Origin of the sequence: Streptomyces sp. NPDC051738, from assembly GCF_044453205.1 — a bacterium.
GTDB lineage: Bacteria > Actinomycetota > Actinomycetes > Streptomycetales > Streptomycetaceae > Streptomyces.
On record NZ_JBITCM010000018.1, the window covers coordinates 200,775 to 216,789 of the forward strand.

The window sequence follows — 16,015 nt, forward strand, 5'->3', positions numbered from 1 at the left end:
GCCTTTTGCCGGCGGGTGTCGGCTTTTACGGGAGGGTCACCCGGCCGGGCGCGGCTTCGCGTCGGGAGCGTCGTAGGTCTGCACTCAGTGGCCGCGTGCGATCCACTCCTCCAGGTGCGGCGCCTCGGCTCCGATGGTCGTCGGGTCGCCGTGCCCGGTGAGCACCTTCGTCTCGGGCGGAAGCGCGAGCAGCCGGGCGCGGATCGAGTCGATGATCGTCGGGAAGTGGGAGTAGGAGCGGCCGGTGGCACCGGGGCCGCCCTGGAAGAGGGTGTCTCCGGTGAAGACGACGCCCAGGCCCGGATCGTGCAGGCACACCGCGCCGGGCGCGTGGCCCGGGGTGTGCAGGACGGTCAGGTCGGCGCCGGCGGCCTCGATGATCTGCCCGTCCAGGAGATGGGCGTCGGGGTCGCGGTCCGGATGGGTCTGCTTCCACAGCGGCAGGTCGTCGGGGTGGAGCCAGATCGTGGCGCCGGTGCGGTCGGCCAGGGCGGGCGCGGCGTCGATGTGGTCGTTGTGGGCGTGGGTGCAGACGATCGCGGTGAGGCGCCGGTCGCCGACGGCCTCGGCGATGGCGTCGGCGTCGTGGGCGGCGTCGATGACGACCACCTCGTGGTCGTCGCCGACGAGCCACACGTTGTTGTCGACGTCCCAGGTGCCGCCGTCGAGGCTGAACTGGCCCGAGGTGACGAGGCGTTCGATCCGGGCGGCCATCAGAACACCACCACCGAACGCAGGACGTCGCCGTGGTGCATGCGCTCGAAGGCCTTCTCCACGTCGCCGAGTTCAATCGTCTCGGTGACGAACGCCCCCAGGTCCAGGCGGCCTTGCAGATGCAGGTCGATCAGCATCGGGAAGTCGCGGGAGGGCAGGCAGTCGCCGTACCAGGAGGACTTCAGGGACCCGCCGCGGCCGAAGACGTCCAGCAGCGGCAGTTCGAGCTTCATCTCCGGGGTCGGTACGCCGACCAGGACGACGGTGCCGGCGAGGTCGCGGGCGTAGAAGGCCTGCTTGTACGTCTCGGGGCGGCCGACCGCCTCGATGACGACATCGGCGCCGTTGCCGCCGGTCAGCGCGCGGATCGCCTCGACCGGGTCGGTGTCACGGGAGTTGACCGTGTGCGTGGCGCCCATCGAGCGGGCCTTCTCCAGCTTCCGGTCGTCGATGTCCACGGCGATGATCTTCGCGGCGCCGGCCAGGTTCGACCCGGCGATGGCCGCGTCGCCGACGCCGCCGCAGCCGATGACGGCGACCGAGTCGCCCCGGCCGACGTTCCCGGTGTTGATGGCGGCGCCGATGCCCGCCATCACCCCGCAGCCCAGCAGTCCGGCCACCGCCGGGGCGACCGAGGGGTCGACCTTGGTGCACTGTCCCGCCGCGACGAGCGTCTTCTCGGCGAAGGCGCCGATACCGAGCGCCGGGGAGAGCTCCTGGCCGGTGGCGGCGAGGGTCATCTTCTGCGTGGCGTTGTGCGTGTCGAAGCAGTACCAGGGGCGGCCGCGCTGACAGGCGCGACAGTTCCCGCACACCGCACGCCAGTTGAGGATCACGAAGTCACCGGGTGCGACGTCCGTGACGCCGTCGCCGACCTCCTCCACCACGCCGGCCGCCTCGTGCCCCAGCAGGAAGGGGAAGTCGTCGCTGATGCCGCCCTGCTTGTAGTGCAGGTCGGTGTGGCAGACCCCGCAGGCCTGGATCCGTACGACGGCCTCGCCCGGCCCCGGATCGGGCACGACGATCGTCTCCACCCGCACCGGCTCGTCCTTGCCGCCCGCGATCACGCCGCGTACTTCCTGCGCCATGGTGCTTCACCTTCCCCAGTCGCTCTCCGTCCACTGCCGACCCTAGTTGTGACTGATCGGTAAAGGCACGCGGCGAAGCCCTTCACATCGGCTTCCGGCCAGACCCGAAAATACCCCCGGGGGTACCTTTGCTATCGTGGCCATATACCCCCGGGGGTAATGCATGGGGTTTCGCGAAGAGACGAGGAGAGGAGTACCGCCGTGTACTTCGTCGACACCATCGACGTGCCGGGACTCGGCAACCGCGGCTATCTGGCAGGCGGTGCGCACTGCGCCGTGGTCGTCGATCCGCCCAGGGACATCGACCGGGTGATCACGGCCGCCGCCCGGCGGGGCGTGCGCATCACGCATGTCGCCGAGACCCACGTCCACAACGACTACGTGACCGGCGGACTGGAGCTGGCCCGGCTCACCGGTGCCGCGTACCTGGTGCCGGCCGCGGCACGGGTCGGGTACGAGCGGGTGCCGGTCGCCGACGGGGACCGTACGGACCTCGGGGACGGCCTGGTGCTGCGCGCCCTGGCCACTCCCGGGCACACCCCGCATCACACCTCCTACGTGCTGGAGGAGTCCGGACACGCGGTGGCCGTCTTCACCGGCGGTTCGCTGCTGATCGGCACGGTGGGGCGGCCCGACCTCGTCGAGCCGCGGCTGACGGGGCGGCTGGCGCGGGCGCAGTACGACTCCGCGCACCGGCTGGCCGCCGAGTTGCCGGACGAGACGGCGGTGCTGCCGACGCACGGCTTCGGCAGCTTCTGCGCCGCCACGCAGGGGGCCGGCGGGACGGAGACGACCATCGGGCGGGAGCGTGCCGTGAACGACGCCCTGGTGAAGGACGTCGACGCGTTCGTCGCGGACCTGCTCGCCGGGCTGGACGACGTACCGGCGTACTACGCGCACATGGGTCCGGCGAACGCGGCGGGTCCGGCGCCGGTGGACCTGACCCCGCCGCGCACGGCCGACGCCGAGGAGATCGCGGCGCGGCTGGCCGCCGGGGAGTGGGTGGTGGATCTGCGGGGCCGGGTCGCGTTCGCCGAGGGGCATGTCGCCGGGTCGCTCAACTTCGAGGCGGAGGGGCAGCTCGCCACGTATCTGGCCTGGCTGCTGCCGTGGGGCAAGCCGGTCACGCTGCTCGCCGAGAGCCCGGCCCAACTGGCCGACGCCCAGCGGGAACTCGTCCGGGTCGGCATCGACCGGCCGACCGCCGCGGCGACCGGCGCCCCCGCCGACTGGACCCGGCAGGGCGAGCGGCCCCGCTCCTTCCCGCGCGGCACCTTCGCCGACCTGGCCGCCGCCGAACGGGCCGCGCGGGACGGCGTCGTGGTCCTGGACGTACGGCGCGACGCCGAGCGCGAGGCCGGTCACATCAGGGGCTCGGTGCACATTCCGCTGCACCGACTGCGCGACCGCCTCGCGGGGATACCCGACGGCACGGTGTGGGTGCACTGCGCCGGCGGTATGCGCGCCGCCATCGCCGCCTCGCTGCTCGACGCGGCGGGCCGCGATGTCGTCGCCGTCGACGACGGGTTCGCGGCGGCACGCGGCGCCGGGCTCCCCATGGCGCGCATCACCCCGGCCGAGGCCCTTGAGCGGGCGGGCGCGGACGCCGTCCTCGTGGACGTGCGCGAGCCCGCCGAATGGGCCACGGGACACGCTCCGGGCGCCGTCCTCGCGCCGCTGTCGTCCCTGACGTCCGGTGAGCTGCTTCCGCCTGCCGCGCGGGGCCGCTCGGTCGTCGCGATCTGCCGCTCGGGGAAACGTTCCCGGGAGGCCACGGCCCTCCTCGCGGCGCGCGGCACCGATGCCGTGGACGTCATCGGAGGCATGGGGGCTTGGGTCGAGGCGGGGCTTCCCGTGGTGGCCGAGCCGGGGGCGGGCAGCTGCGGCCGGTCCAGGTGAGCGCCCTCGTCCTCGGACTGCTCGCCGGTGCCGTCACCGGGCTCGCGCTCGGGGCGTTGGGAGGTGGGGGCAGTGTGCTGGCCGTGCCCGCGTTGATGTATCTGCTGGGCTTCACGCCGGCCGCGGCGGCCACCGCGAGTCTGGTCGTCGTCGCCGTCACCTCCGTCACCGCGCTGGGCGCGCACGCCCGCGACGGCACCGTGCGCTGGCGCGCCGGGGCGCTGTTCGCGGCGGCGGGCCTGGTGCCCGCGGCGGTCGGCGGGGCGGTCTCCGGGCGGCTGCCCGCCGGGCTGCTCACCGGGGCGTTCGCGGTGGTCGCCGCCGTCGCCGCGCTGCGCATGCTCCGGCCGTCGGCCGCCGTACGGCACGACGACGTGCCGGTGCGTACCGGTCGGGTCGTTCAGGCCGGCGCGGGGCTCGGTGCGGTGACCGGGGTGCTCGGGGTGGGCGGCGGCTTCCTCGCCGTACCGGCGCTGGTGAACGTGGTGGGGCTGCGCATGCGGGCCGCCGTGGGCACGAGTCTGCTGGTCATCACCGTCAACTCACTGGTCGCGCTGGTGGCTCGGGCGGGATCGGCCGAACCCGTCGACTGGACCGCCGTCGCGCCGTTCGCCGCGGCCGCGGTGCTGGGCGCCTGGGACGGCAAGCGGCTCGCCGGGAAGGTCGACGGCGGCACGCTGCGGCGGATCTTCGCATACGCCCTGCTGGCGGTGGCCCTGTTCATGCTGGCCGACGCCATCACATGAGACGTACGGCCGTGAGTCCTACGTCCGCGACACCTACGCCAGCGACAGGAACAGCTTCTCCAGCCGCGCCTTCATCTGCGCCGTCGTCTCGCCGCTCCGCTCACCCTTGTCGGCGTCGGTGAGGCACTGCTGCAGCCCGGTCGCGATGATCGCGAAGCCGGCCCGGTCCAGGGCCCGGGAGGCGGCGGCGAGCTGAGTGACGACGTCCTCGCAGTCGCGGCCCTCCTCGATCATCTTGATCACTCCGGAGATCTGCCCCTGCGCCCGGCGCAGCCGGTTCAGCACCGACTTGAGGTCATCGCCCTCGAACTGCAGCTCCACGATCACTCCTCCATATACCCTTGGGGGTATTTTACCCCCTCCCTCGAACCCGCCCCGAACCCTCCCCGAAACCCGCCCTGAAAGGATCCCACCTCCCGTGAACCCACAGCTCAACCCCCTCGCCATCGACGCCGACGAGGCCCGCACCCGGCTGCCCGACCTGACCGTCATCGACGTGCGCACACCGGGCGAGTACGCCGCCGGGCATCTGCCCGAGGCCCTCAACCTCCCCTTGGACCGGCTCGAGGCGGCCCTGCCCGCGCTCCGGCGGCTGCCCGGCGAGCTGCTGGTCGTCTGCGCTTCCGGCGCCCGCTCGGAGAACGCGTGCCGTGTCCTCGCCGGGCACGGCATCCGGACGCTGACCCTGGCGGGCGGCACCCAGGGCTGGGCGGGGCGTGGGCACGAGCTGCACCGGCCGGCGTCGGGCACCCGCGCCGCGTGGGCCATGGAGCGCCAGGTCCGCTTCACCGCGGGCACGATCGTCCTGGCAGGTCTCGCCCTCGGACTCCTGCACCCTGCCTGGCAGTTGCTCTCCGCGGGGGTCGCGGGCGGCCTGGTGTTCTCGGCCGTCACCGACACCTGCGGCATGGCCGCGCTGCTGGCGAAGCTGCCGCACAACCGCCCGCGCCCCGCCGACCTGGAGGCGACCCTCGCCGCCCTGGCTCAGCGGGGGCGGCCCACGGTCACCTGAGGAATCCCCGGACGGCCCGGGCGAGTGCGGTCTCGTCCAGGCCGTCCGCGCCGCCCAGGGCGAGCAGCCGGTGCGGCACGTGGACGAGCGTCTCGGCGACGTACCGGGCCGACAGACCCGGTTGCCCGGGCTCGACGAGCACCACGTCGGCATGGTCGGCGGCCAGGACGGCCGTACGCAGCCCGACCTCGTCGAAGGGCCGGACGGTGGCCGCGTAGAGCACGGTCAGGTCGAGCCCCGCCGTGGCACGCAGGACGGGGTCGAGGGTGGCGCCGACCGCGGCGACGACTCCGTCGAGCCCTTCGCGGACCAACTCGAAGCCCTCGGTCACGCCGCGCGGTTCAGTGTTGGACACGCCGGACAGGTGCACATACGCCTGGCCGCCACGGCGCAGGGCGCGCTCGATCGCGCGGCGCACCTCGGCGGGGTGGCCGGGGGCGTGCACGGTCCAGCGGGGGTCGGTCGCGAACCTGGCCAGCTCCTCGACCGCGCCATAGCCGACGAGGACGGTGTCGGGAACCGCGGGCGCGTGGCCACGGGGCCCGGGAAGGGCTTCGGCGGCGGCCAGCAGCATGTCGGCGTTCATCGGGGATCCTCCTGGGAGCGGGGTCATTTCGGCATGTGTCGTCACGGCACGTCAGGAATTCGTTAAGAAATGGACCTGACGGCCCCTCACAAGACCATTTATTGCCCGGAGTTACCCGTTCCACAGCGGAGTGATTGAAGCTTTAACAGGACCACAAGAATATAGCCGTCTCTTTGCCTGATCCGGGCGCACCTCTGGGCGAGCACGTGTGGCTCGGGTGCGTAGCTTGAAAGTCGTTCTTTCCGGCACACCGAGCGGAAGGGGAGTCCCGCCATGACCGAAAAGGAAACACCTCCCATGGATCGTCCGTCCGTCCATCTGATCGCGGGGCCGACCGGGGTCGGCAAGAGCGCGGCGGCCACCGGGCTCGCCCGGGAGACCGGCGCCCCGATCGTCGTCGCGGACCGTCTGCAGTGCTTCACCGATCTGGCGACCACCAGCGCCCGCGCCGGGGCCGACGTGCCGGGCGTGTCCCGGCACTGGCTCGGCGACCGGACCTTCGCCGACGGCGACCTGCCCGCGGCCGAGGCGACGGACGCGCTGATCGCGCTGGTGGAGCGGCTCGCCTCCAGGCACCCGCTCGTGATCGTCGAGGGTGGCTCGATCTCGCTGCTGCGGGAGCTGTGCGCGCGCCGGGCGGACCTGACCTGGCGGCTGACGGTCCGTCTCCTCCCCCTGCCGACGCGCGAGAAGTACCTCGCCACCCTGACCAGCCGGGCCCACGAGATGCTCACCCCGGGCGTCTGCGGCCCCGGCCTCCTCCAGGAACTGGCCGCGCTCTGGTGCGATCCCCGCCGACGGTTGCTCGCGGCCTCCGTGAACGGATTCGAGGCCGTCCTCGAATGCTGCGCGAAATATTCACTCGACGTGGAGAGTATCGGCGAGCAGGTCATCCCCGAGCGTGTCCTGAATCGTATCGCCGGGCTCATCGCCGAACGGCACGCGGAGCACGGTTTCCTCCAGTATCGGGTGTTCGGAGAAATCTTCGAAGGCATGGTGCCGGAATCTGATTTCGGCCTCGACGTCCTGGAGCGTGCAGCATGAATGCAACTCCGGATGTGAAGGAGGCGGCCGTCGATTTCGGCCACATCGTCGACTCGCGTCCGCTCGGCGTCCTCGCGGCGCCGTCCGCCGCCGCCGTACAGGAACTCCTCCGCTTCGCCGGTCCGCACGGGTTACCGGTCTCCGCCCGCGGCGGCGGACAGGCACTGTACGGACAGGGGCAGGCGCACGGCGGCTACGTCGTCGACATGGCCGCGCTGAACGAGGTGCGCTGCACGCCGGGTGAGCGGACGCTGACCGCCGGGGCCGGCGCATCGTGGCGCGATGTCGTGCGGGCCGCGCTCGCCGAGGGACTCACGCCCCCGGTGCTGCCCGACCACCTCGGCGGCAGTGTCGGCGGGGTGCTGAGCACCGGCGGCCTCGGCGGCTCCAGCCACCGGCACGGTCTGGTCGCCGACCAGGTGCGCGAGGTGGAGGTCGTCACGGGCACCGGCGAGCATCTGACCTGCTCGCCCGACCGGCGTCCGGAGCTGTTCCGCGCCGTCCTGGCGGGACTCGGCCAGTGCGCGCTGATCGTCGGCGCCACGCTCGCCCTCGTGCCCGCCCCGACCCTTGTGCGCCGCTACCGCCTCTACCACCACTCCCCCGGCACCTACGTCACCGACCAGCGGCGGCTGGCCCGCGACACCCGCTTCAGCCATGTCACGGGGCAGGCGCGTCCGGTGCTCGGCGGTGGCTGGCAGTACATGATCGAGGCGGTGGCGCCGTACACCGAGCAGCCGTGCTTCCGTCAACCACCCGCCGACGACGAGCTGTTGATCGGCGACCTGGACCACGACCGGGACACCGAGGAGATCGCCGACCTGTCCTACGCGGAGTACCTGCACCGCCTCGACCGCGACGAGCGTCTCCTGCGCGCCACGGGCGAGTGGCACCGCCCGCACCCGTGGCTCACGCTGCTGCTCCCCGAGCAGGCCGTGGCCTCCTTCGTCCCGGCGCTGCTGACCGAGGACGCCCAGCGCGGCCTGCGCACCTGCGGCACGGTCCAACTCCGTCCCCTGGCCGACCGGACCCTGCACGCCCCGCTGATGCGCAGGCCCCCCGGCGAACTCCTGTGCCTGCTCTCCCTGATGCGCACGGCGCCACCCGACCGGCCGGACGTCGTACGTCGCCTGGTGGCGGCCAACCGGAGGCTGTACGAGCGGTCCAGGACCGTCGGCGGGGTCCTCCACCCGGTCGCCGCCCTGCCGATGACACCCGCCGACTGGCGCTCGCACTTCGGCTCCGACTGGCCCGAGCTGGTCCGCGCCAAGGACCGGTACGACCCGCACCACATCCTGACCAGGGGGTACGGGCTGTGGGCGTGACCGCAGAGACCGCCGGGGCCGCCGTGACGGTCTTCTGCGGCGCCTCGCCCGGCCGGCTCCCCGGTCATCTGCGCACCGCCACCGAACTCGGGCGCGCCCTGGCCGGTGCGGGCCTTCGACTCGTCTACGGCGGTGCCCGCACCGGTCTCATGGGCGCGGTCGCGGACGCGGCGCTCGCGGCCGGAGGCGCGGTGACCGGGGTCGTACCGCGGGTGCTCCTGCCGTACGAGATCACGCACGCCGGGCTCACCGAGCTGGAAGTCGTCGCGGACATGCACGAACGCAAGGCGCGGATGGCCGAGCTGGGCGACGCCTTCGTGGCGCTGCCGGGCGGTCTGGGCACGGCCGAGGAGCTGTTCGAGGTGCTGTCGTGGGCGCAGTTGGGCATTCACCGCAAGCCATGTCTGCTCCTGGACCCCTCCGGTTTCTACCGTCCGCTGCTGGCCTTTCTGACACACGCGCGCGACGAGGGCTTCCTGCGTCCCGGCGATCTGGAGCGGCTGCTCGTATGCGCGTCGGCGGATGAGGTGCCGGCCCGGCTGGCAGGCATGAAATCCGAGGAGCCCCGCGGGGTGGTGCCGACGTAGCCTGAACGCTCCGTCCCACTCCCAAGGAGCGCCGTGAGCACTGACCGGACAGCGACCGACCAGCCCACGTGGCGGCTGCTCCTCGGATATGTACGGCCGCACCGCTGGGCCCTGCTGACGGGAGCCGTACTGTCGCTGGTCACGGGCGCCACGGGGCTCCTCCTGCCGCTGGTGGCGCGGGAGTTGATCGACGACCTGTCCCACGACCGGGCCATCACCGGGGCGCTGGTGATCATGTCCGGGCTGGTCGTGGCCAACGCCGCGGTGGGCGCGCTGGGCTCGTATGTGCTGCGGCGCACCGCCGAGTCGGTGGTGCTCGGCGCGCGGCGCGCCCTGTCGTCGTATCTGCTGCGGCTGCGCATCACCGCCGTGGACCGCAGTGAGCCGGGCGATCTGATGGCCCGCATCACCTCGGACACGACGCTGCTGCGCGAGGTCACCACGGACTCCCTCGTCGGCCTCGGCACGGGCGGGCTCACGCTGGTGGCGACCGTGGCGATGATGGGCCTGGTGGACCCGGTGCTGCTGCTGGTCACACTCGCCGTGATCCTGGGCGCCGGCACGATCCTCGGCGTGATCGTGCCGCGCATCAACCGGGCCAGCCGGCAGGCGCAGGACGCGGTCGGCGTGATGGGGGCCTCGCTGGAGCGGATACTCGGCGCGCTGCGCACGGTGAAGGCGTCCGGGGCCGAGCACCGGGAGGAACGGACCCTGCACGAGGCCGCCGAGGAGTCGTGGCGGCAGAGCGTGCGGGCCGCCAAGTGGTCGGCCGCGGCCGGCAACACGGCCGGGCTCGCCATGCAGATCGCGTTCATCACGGTGCTCGCCGTGGGCGGGGCGCGGGTGGCGACCGGGGCGACGGACGTCGGCACGCTGGTCGCCTTTCTGCTGTACGTCTTCTATCTGATGTCGCCGATCCAGCAGGTCGTCGGCGCGATCACGCAGTACCAGACGGGTTCGGCGGCGCTCGCCCGGATCCAGGAGGCGCTGCGGCTGCCCGCCGAACCGGTCGCCGAGCCCGCGCCGTTGCCCGCCCCCGGGGTGGAGCCCGCGGCGCTGGCCTTCGAGGACGTCCGCTTCCGCTACGCCGACGATCTGCCGTACGTCCACCACGGGGTGACGTTCGCGGTGCCCGCGCAGGGCATGACGGCGTTCGTCGGCCCGTCCGGCGCGGGCAAGACCACCGTCTTCTCGCTCATCGAGCGGTTCTACGACCCCGAGGCCGGGACCATCACCGTCGACGGGCGGGATCTGGCGGACTGGGAGCTGTCCCGACTGCGGTCCGCCATCGGCTATGTGGAGCAGGACGCCCCGGTCCTGTCGGGTTCGCTGCGGGACAACCTGCTCCTCGGCAACCCCGACGCGGACGACGACGCCCTCACGCGCGTGCTGAAGACGACCCGGCTCGACGGCCTGGTCGCCCGGCTGCCCGGCGGTATCGACACGCTCGTCGGACACCGCGGCACCAAGCTGTCCGGCGGGGAGCGGCAGCGCGTCGCCATCGCCCGCGCCCTGCTGCGCCGCCCCCGGCTGCTGCTGCTCGACGAGGCGACGTCGCAGCTGGACGCGGTGAACGAGGCGGCGCTGCGCGACACCGTCGCCGATGTCGCCCGTACGACCACGGTGCTGGTCGTCGCGCACCGGCTGTCGACGGTGACGATGGCCGACCGGATCGTGGTGATGGACGCGGGCCGGGTGCGCGCGGTGGGCACGCATCGCGAACTCGTCGCGCAGGACCCGCTCTACGCGGAGCTGGCGGCGACGCAGTTCCTGGCGACCGCCGGGTGACGTCAGCTCCCGTACGGAGGGCGGCTCAGCCCTCCAGCCTGCGCAGCCGCTCCGCGTCGCAGGTGCGGGGGCAGGTGGCGCAGGCCTCGTCCGGGCGGATCGTGTAGTACATGCAGCAGCCCGCGCGGGTGCGGGTCGGGTGCCGTTGTCCGTCACGGGTGGTCAGGTAGCGGAAGTCGGCGCCGCCGGGGTACGGGGCGACGCCGCTCGGCAGCAGTTCGGTGGCCGCCCGTACGGCGTCGCCCTCGCGGCCGAGGATCCGGCCCAGGTACCAGATGCCGGAGACGAGGTCGTCGGCGACCATGCCCCACAGGGCGCGCGGGCCCCGCCGTACGAGAGGGCCGATGGCGGCCAGGAGCGGCGCCATGTGGTCGGCGACCGCCCTCCTCAACTCCGTGCGCAGCGCCTCCTCGTGAGGGACCGTCAGCGCGCCGGGCAGTTCGGCCGCCGAGTCGTCGGGGAGGCAGGCGAAGTCGGTCCCGGGGGTGAGGGTGAACATGGCGGAGGCGAGGTCCAGCCGTAGATCCTCGGGCCGGATGCGCGGCACCCGCCGCTCCAGGTACCAGGGTCCGCTCATGAGCAGGGCGACCGACCACGCGTAGTCGTGCAGGGCCCGCGAGGCGGCCACGTCACGGCGCGGGGCGACCGAGTAGCGATCCTGGATGCGGGCCGCCTCGGCGTCGACGAACGCTTCGAGGACAGCCGGATCGGATGCCAACTCGGCCGCTGTCACACCCGCCCGGCCGACGTCCGTACCCGGCTCCGCGACCCGCACGGCCAGCACTTCGCAGAGGTCGGCCAGTCGGCGATGGGCATCACCGAGCGTGCGCGCCACGGTGCCGGTCGGCGGGGTCTTCAGGGCCAGAGACATCGGCCGCTCCAGAGCAGGGAATTTGCGAAAGCCGGTCAGGTAAGGCTTACCTTACACATATCGTCGCTGGACAACGACATGATCGGACCCCAAACCCGACCTCCTATTGCGAAGATCACAGAGATCACACAGCAGTTGAAATCTAAAGCAAGGCTAACCTAATCTCACGGCTTGTGACTGCGACCCAACAGGGCGCACCCCCCACAGGTGTGCCCTTCCGTGCCCTGAGGCACATTCCGCTCTTCCTCATCGGCATCACCGCCCTCGCCCTCTGCACCGCCCTCAGCCTCGCCCTCGGCGCCCGTTCGGTGCCCTTGTCCACGGTGGCCGACGCCCTGTTCGGCGACGCCCACGGGCGGGACGCGCTCGTGGTGACCGGGCTGCGGCTGCCGCGTACGGTCATCGGCCTGGCGGTCGGGGCCGCGCTCGGGGTCGCCGGGGCCGTCGCGCAGGGCATCACCCGCAATCCGCTCGCCTCGCCGACGACGCTCGGCATCAACGCGGGAGCGGGGTTCGCGGTCGTCGTCGCCATCTTCGCGCTGAAGCTCAACAGCCCCGCCCAGTACGTGTGGTTCGCTTTCGCGGGGGCCGCCGGCGCCGCCCTGTTCGCACAGGCCCTGGCCCGGCGCGCCGGGGACATCGACGCCGTACGACTGACGTTGGGCGGCACCGTTCTCCAACTGGTGCTGCTGTCCTGGACGTCGGCGGTGATGCTGATGAACCAGCGCACCCTGGACGAGGCCCGCTTCTGGCTGGCCGGGTCGCTCTCCGGCCGCACGCTCGACGTGCTGTGGCCGGTGCTGCCGACCCTGCTGCTCGGCCTGGTGGTCGCACTGGCCGTCTCCCCCGCACTCAACGCCCTTGCCCTGGGCGACGATTCGGCCCAGGCGCTCGGTGTTCCGGTGGCCCGGATCCGGCTGGCCGGCGGCATCGCGGTCGTGCTGCTCGCCGGGTCGGCGGTGGCGGTGGCCGGTCCGGTCGCCTTCATCGGGCTCGCCGCACCCCATCTCGTACGGCCGCTGCTGGGCGGCGACCACCGGCTGCTGGTGCCCGGCTGCCTGATCGCGGGTCCGCTGCTGCTCCTCGCGGCCGATGTGCTCGGCCGGATGGTCATCCGTCCCTCGGAGTTGGAGGTCGGCATCGTCACCGCGTTCCTCGGCGCACCGCTGCTGGCGCTGCTGGCGCGAAGGGTGGCCCGATGAACGCCACGACCGTCGCCTTCCGGCCGAAGTCCACGGCCCGTGCCCGGGTCCGCCGCCGCGTGCTGGTGTTCGCCGTCGCCGGTCTCCTCGCCCTCTTCGCCCTGCTCACCGTCTCCCTGACGACGGGTGAGATCCCGATGCCCGCCGGTACCGCCCTGCGCGCGCTGATCGGCCTCGGGGATCCCGGGGACGTGCTGGTGGTGCAGCAGTTCCGGGCGCCGCGGTCGGTGGCGGCGATCGTCGCCGGTGCCGGGCTTGGCGCGGCGGGCTGTGTGCTGCAGCGGCTGTTCCGCAATCCGCTGGCCTCCCCGGACGTCATGGGCATCACGGGCGGCGCGTCGCTGGGCGCGGTGGCGTTGATCGCCGCCGGGGCGTCGCAGTCGCTGGTCCCGGTCGGTGCCCTCGGCGGCGGGCTGCTCGCGGCGCTGCTGCTGGGCGTGTTCGCCTGGGGCTCGGGCCTCGCTGTCACCCGGCTGGTGCTCACCGGGCTCGCCGTGCAGGCCGCTCTCGCCGCCGCGGTGAACCTGATGATCGTGCGCTTCCCGGCCGAGCTCGCCGGCTCCGCGCTCCAGTGGATCACCGGCTCGGTGTACGGACGGACCTGGGCGGAGGTGTGGGGTGCGGGCGGCGCCATGGTGCTAGTGCTCGCCGCCGCACTGGTGATGAACCGTCAGTTGGCCGTGCTCGACCTCGGGGACGACTCGGCGGGCGCGCTCGGTCTGCGTACCTCCCGCGCACGGCTCCAACTGCTCGTCGTCGCCGTCGTGTTGGCGTCGCTGGCCGCCGCACTGGCCGGTCCGGTGACGTTCGTGGCACTCGCCGTGCCACACATCGTGCGGTTCGTCACCGGGCCGCCGACCGCCGCGTCCCTGGGCCTCGCCGGACTCACCGGTGCCGTCCTGCTGCTCGCCTCCGACCTGGTCGTCCAGCACCTGCTGCCGATCGAGGGCCTGCCGGTCGGCGCGGTCACCGCGACGCTCGGAGCGCCCTGGCTGCTGGTGCTGATGCTGCGTCAGAGCTCGCCTGTCCAGAGGAGCCACGGATGACGAGGCGCTCCGCCGGCCGTGTCGATATGCGGCTCCGCCGCTGGGCCGCGATGTGCCGTCGTTCGTCTGCGGCACCGTCGTGGCTGGTCGCGCCCGCGCGGCGGGAGCCGCATGTTCCACACAGTCCCGCGCCCCTTCGGGGCACTGCCGAACCGCACCGCGTTTCGCCCGCCCTCCTCGACGCCCCGCAAGTACACTCCACCGGCCTTCAGGAGCCGCAGATGCCCGCCACCGCCAACCAACTCTCCACCCAGCGCCTCGACCTGCGCTACGGCGACCGGCTCGTGGTCGGCGGACTCGATCTGACGCTGCCCGGCAGTGCCGTCACGGCCATCGTGGGCCCCAACGCCTGTGGGAAGTCGACCCTGTTGCGGGGCCTGAGCCGGCTGCTCGCCCCTGCCGCCGGCACCGTCACGCTCGACGGCTCCGACATCCACCGGATGTCCGCGCGGACGCTGGCCCTGCGCATGGGTCTGCTGCCGCAGCAGCCGGTCACCCCTGAGGCCATCACCGTCGAAGCGCTCGTCCGTCTCGGCCGGTACCCGCATCAGCGGCTGCTGAGCCCCTGGTCGGCCGCCGACCAGAAGGCCGTCGAGGAGGCCCTGGAGCGCACCGGCACCGCGGCTCTGCGCGACCACCCCGTGGACCGGCTCTCCGGCGGTCAGCGGCAACGGGCCTGGATCGCGCTGGCGCTGGCGCAGGACACCGAGTTGCTGCTGCTCGACGAACCCACCACCTTCCTCGATCTCAGGCACCAGCTGGACGTCCTCGACCTGGTCGCCGCCCTGCACGCCGAGGCGGGCCGCACCGTGGTGATGGTGCTGCACGACCTCGGACAGGCCGCCCGCTACGCGGACCACATGGTGGTCCTCAAGGACGGCCGCCTCGCCGCCGCCGGCGCCCCGGCCGACGTCCTCGACGCGGAGCTGGTCAAGTCCGTGTTCGAGGTGGACTGCCGGGTGATCCCCGACCCCGAGACCGGCACCCCGCTGGTCGTTCCCAAGAGCAGCGTGGTGCGGCACTCCGCCGTGTCCGGCTGATCAACCACTAACAGAAAGTCCCCATACTCATGCGCTCTCCCCTGCGCGGAATCGGCCGGCTCCTCGCCGTGCTGCTCTCCGTCCTGCTCGGTACGGCCGTGCTGGCCGCCTGCGGCAGCGGCGACTCCTCCGACGAGGCCGACACGGCCAAGGCCTCCGGCGCCTCGTCGGCCGCCTTCCCCCGCACCCTCAAGACCGTGATGGGCGACGTGAAGATCCCGTCGCAGCCGAAGCGGGTCGTCGTCCTCGACACCGGTGAGCTGGACGACGTCACCCTGCTCGGCATCGACCCGGTCGGCGCGGTCGCCCCGCACTTCAAGACCGAGGGCGGATTCCCGACGTACCTGGACGGCGAGTTGAAGGACACCGTGGACGTCGGTCCGCTCCTGGAGCCGAACCTGGAGAAGATCGCCTCTCTCAAGCCCGATCTGATCCTGTCCTCCAAGGTCCGCCACGAGCAGGTCTACGACAAGCTCAGCGCGATCGCCCCGACCGTGTTCACCGAGACCACCGGCGGTGTCTGGAAGGAGAACCTCAAGGTCCACGCCGAGGCGCTGGGCCTGGAGAAGGAGGCCGCGGCCAAGCTGAAGGAGTACGAGACGCAGGCCAAGGCGCTCGGTGCGGCCATCAAGAAGAAGGACGGCGGCACCATGCCGACCGCGTCCGTGGTCCGCTTCATCGCCGGTCCGACCCGTCTGTACCAGTCCAACTCCTACAGCGGCGTCGTCCTGAACGACATCGGCCTCCAGCGGCCGAAGACGCAGATCTCGAACGACCCCGAGGTCACCATGAAGGACGTCAGCCCCGAGCAGATCGACCAGGCCGACGCCGACCTGATCTTCGTCACCGCCGCCGACGCCGAGGACAAGACGCAGAAGGCGCAGGTCGTCTCCAACCCGGTGTGGAAGAGCCTCCCGGCCGTGAAGGACGGCAAGGTCTTCGAGGTCCCGGACGAGACCTGGATGTCCGGCATCGGCGTCCAGGCCGCCGAGGAGATGCTCAAGGACGTGGCGAAGGCCACCGGCGTGGAGCTCCCGGCGAAGTAGGCGAAGTAACTGCCGCTGTTC

15 protein-coding genes and 2 pseudogenes are annotated in these 16,015 nt (G+C 72.4%); 12 read left to right on the plus strand and 5 right to left on the minus strand.

The annotated features are described in order from the left end of the window. Positions 1-84: 84 nt before the first annotated feature. Both ACIA8X_RS35345 and ACIA8X_RS35350 read right to left on the minus strand, forming a co-directional pair. Positions 85-714, minus strand: coding sequence for an MBL fold metallo-hydrolase (locus ACIA8X_RS35345; protein WP_393446781.1), 630 nt, complete (start codon positions 712-714; stop codon positions 85-87). Next, positions 714-1,802, minus strand: a complete 1,089-nt coding sequence (locus tag ACIA8X_RS35350) for an S-(hydroxymethyl)mycothiol dehydrogenase (protein WP_393446783.1) — start codon at positions 1,800-1,802, stop codon at positions 714-716. The genes ACIA8X_RS35345 and ACIA8X_RS35350 overlap by 1 nt, the downstream gene beginning before the upstream one ends. Before the next feature lie 201 nt (positions 1,803-2,003). Between ACIA8X_RS35350 and ACIA8X_RS35355 the strand changes: the two are divergent. The 3 genes and pseudogenes from ACIA8X_RS35355 to ACIA8X_RS35365 form a co-directional block, all read left to right on the plus strand. Continuing rightward, a pseudogene (locus tag ACIA8X_RS35355) lies at positions 2,004-3,356 on the plus strand (rhodanese-like domain-containing protein); the annotation flags it as partial. 75 nt (positions 3,357-3,431) lie between these two features. Beyond that, positions 3,432-3,701 (plus strand): annotated as a pseudogene (locus ACIA8X_RS35360) (rhodanese-like domain-containing protein); the annotation flags it as partial. Next, complete coding sequence (locus tag ACIA8X_RS35365) at positions 3,698-4,447, plus strand: sulfite exporter TauE/SafE family protein (protein WP_399460002.1); 750 nt, start codon at positions 3,698-3,700, stop codon at positions 4,445-4,447. The pseudogene ACIA8X_RS35360 and the gene ACIA8X_RS35365, both read left to right, overlap by 4 nt. Before the next feature lie 33 nt (positions 4,448-4,480). On the opposite strand, the gene ACIA8X_RS35370 is transcribed toward ACIA8X_RS35365, so the two are convergent. After that, positions 4,481-4,768 (minus strand): metal-sensitive transcriptional regulator, encoded by a 288-nt coding sequence (locus tag ACIA8X_RS35370; protein WP_393446787.1) that lies wholly within the window; start codon positions 4,766-4,768, stop codon positions 4,481-4,483. Positions 4,769-4,865: 97 nt separating this feature from the next. On the opposite strand from ACIA8X_RS35370, the gene ACIA8X_RS35375 reads away from it, so the two are divergent. Further along, on the plus strand, positions 4,866-5,459 hold the full coding sequence (locus tag ACIA8X_RS35375) for a rhodanese-like domain-containing protein (RefSeq protein WP_399460003.1): 594 nt from the start codon (positions 4,866-4,868) through the stop codon (positions 5,457-5,459). Here ACIA8X_RS35375 and ACIA8X_RS35380 read toward each other — a convergent pair. After that, positions 5,452-6,045: a transketolase gene (locus tag ACIA8X_RS35380; RefSeq protein ID WP_393446791.1), complete on the minus strand. Its 594-nt coding sequence runs from the start codon at positions 6,043-6,045 to the stop codon at positions 5,452-5,454. The two genes, ACIA8X_RS35375 and ACIA8X_RS35380, sit on opposite strands and share 8 nt — an antisense overlap. A 297-nt stretch (positions 6,046-6,342) precedes the next feature. On the opposite strand from ACIA8X_RS35380, the gene ACIA8X_RS35385 reads away from it, so the two are divergent. Genes ACIA8X_RS35385 through ACIA8X_RS35400 form a run of 4 tightly spaced genes read left to right on the plus strand, consistent with a single transcriptional unit; the run spans position 6,343 to position 10,789 of the window. After that, positions 6,343-7,089, plus strand: a complete 747-nt coding sequence (locus ACIA8X_RS35385; RefSeq protein WP_393446793.1) for an isopentenyl transferase family protein — start codon at positions 6,343-6,345, stop codon at positions 7,087-7,089. Further along, the gene (locus ACIA8X_RS35390; RefSeq protein WP_399460004.1) at positions 7,086-8,414 is read left to right on the plus strand and encodes an FAD-binding protein; all 1,329 of its coding nucleotides are present in this window, start codon (positions 7,086-7,088) and stop codon (positions 8,412-8,414) included. The genes ACIA8X_RS35385 and ACIA8X_RS35390 overlap by 4 nt, the downstream gene beginning before the upstream one ends. Next, complete coding sequence (locus tag ACIA8X_RS35395; protein WP_393446797.1) at positions 8,411-9,001, plus strand: TIGR00730 family Rossman fold protein; 591 nt, start codon at positions 8,411-8,413, stop codon at positions 8,999-9,001. Before ACIA8X_RS35390 ends, ACIA8X_RS35395 begins: the two co-directional genes overlap by 4 nt. A 33-nt stretch (positions 9,002-9,034) precedes the next feature. After that, positions 9,035-10,789: an ABC transporter ATP-binding protein gene (locus ACIA8X_RS35400; RefSeq protein ID WP_393446798.1), complete on the plus strand. Its 1,755-nt coding sequence runs from the start codon at positions 9,035-9,037 to the stop codon at positions 10,787-10,789. Positions 10,790-10,814: 25 nt separating this feature from the next. Here the strand turns inward: ACIA8X_RS35400 and ACIA8X_RS35405 are convergent, their stop codons facing one another. Then, positions 10,815-11,660, minus strand: coding sequence for a (2Fe-2S)-binding protein (locus ACIA8X_RS35405; protein ID WP_399460005.1), 846 nt, complete (start codon positions 11,658-11,660; stop codon positions 10,815-10,817). A 173-nt stretch (positions 11,661-11,833) separates the two neighbouring features. Between ACIA8X_RS35405 and ACIA8X_RS35410 the strand changes: the two genes are divergently transcribed. The 4 genes from ACIA8X_RS35410 to ACIA8X_RS35425 all read left to right on the plus strand — a co-directional run bounded on the left by ACIA8X_RS35410 (position 11,834) and on the right by ACIA8X_RS35425 (position 15,994). Then, positions 11,834-12,862, plus strand: coding sequence for a FecCD family ABC transporter permease (locus ACIA8X_RS35410; RefSeq protein ID WP_399460006.1), 1,029 nt, complete (start codon positions 11,834-11,836; stop codon positions 12,860-12,862). Continuing rightward, entirely contained in the window at positions 12,859-13,908 is a 1,050-nt protein-coding gene (locus ACIA8X_RS35415) for a FecCD family ABC transporter permease (RefSeq protein WP_399460007.1), read from the plus strand. Before ACIA8X_RS35410 ends, ACIA8X_RS35415 begins: the two co-directional genes overlap by 4 nt. A 221-nt stretch (positions 13,909-14,129) precedes the next feature. Further along, a complete protein-coding gene (locus ACIA8X_RS35420) occupies positions 14,130-14,948 on the plus strand; it encodes an ABC transporter ATP-binding protein (RefSeq protein WP_399460008.1) in 819 nt (272 codons plus the stop codon). A 29-nt stretch (positions 14,949-14,977) separates the two neighbouring features. Continuing rightward, positions 14,978-15,994 (plus strand): ABC transporter substrate-binding protein, encoded by a 1,017-nt coding sequence (locus tag ACIA8X_RS35425; RefSeq protein WP_393446808.1) that lies wholly within the window; start codon positions 14,978-14,980, stop codon positions 15,992-15,994. The last annotated feature ends 21 nt before the right edge of the window (positions 15,995-16,015 follow it).

Bases quoted from the DNA above. Each gene is read 5' to 3' on its own strand.
- ACIA8X_RS35345 (WP_393446781.1), bottom strand. From the start codon at position 714: ATGGCCGCCCGGATCGAACGCCTCGTCACCTCGGGCCAGTTCAGCCTC.
- ACIA8X_RS35350 (WP_393446783.1), bottom strand. From the start codon at position 1,802: ATGGCGCAGGAAGTACGCGGCGTGATCGCGGGCGGCAAGGACGAGCCG.
- ACIA8X_RS35380 (WP_393446791.1), bottom strand. From the start codon at position 6,045: ATGAACGCCGACATGCTGCTGGCCGCCGCCGAAGCCCTTCCCGGGCCC.
- ACIA8X_RS35385 (WP_393446793.1), top strand. From the start codon at position 6,343: ATGGATCGTCCGTCCGTCCATCTGATCGCGGGGCCGACCGGGGTCGGC.
- ACIA8X_RS35390 (WP_399460004.1), top strand. From the start codon at position 7,086: ATGAATGCAACTCCGGATGTGAAGGAGGCGGCCGTCGATTTCGGCCAC.
- ACIA8X_RS35405 (WP_399460005.1), bottom strand. From the start codon at position 11,660: ATGTCTCTGGCCCTGAAGACCCCGCCGACCGGCACCGTGGCGCGCACG.
- ACIA8X_RS35415 (WP_399460007.1), top strand. From the start codon at position 12,859: ATGAACGCCACGACCGTCGCCTTCCGGCCGAAGTCCACGGCCCGTGCC.
- ACIA8X_RS35420 (WP_399460008.1), top strand. From the start codon at position 14,130: ATGCCCGCCACCGCCAACCAACTCTCCACCCAGCGCCTCGACCTGCGC.
- ACIA8X_RS35425 (WP_393446808.1), top strand. From the start codon at position 14,978: ATGCGCTCTCCCCTGCGCGGAATCGGCCGGCTCCTCGCCGTGCTGCTC.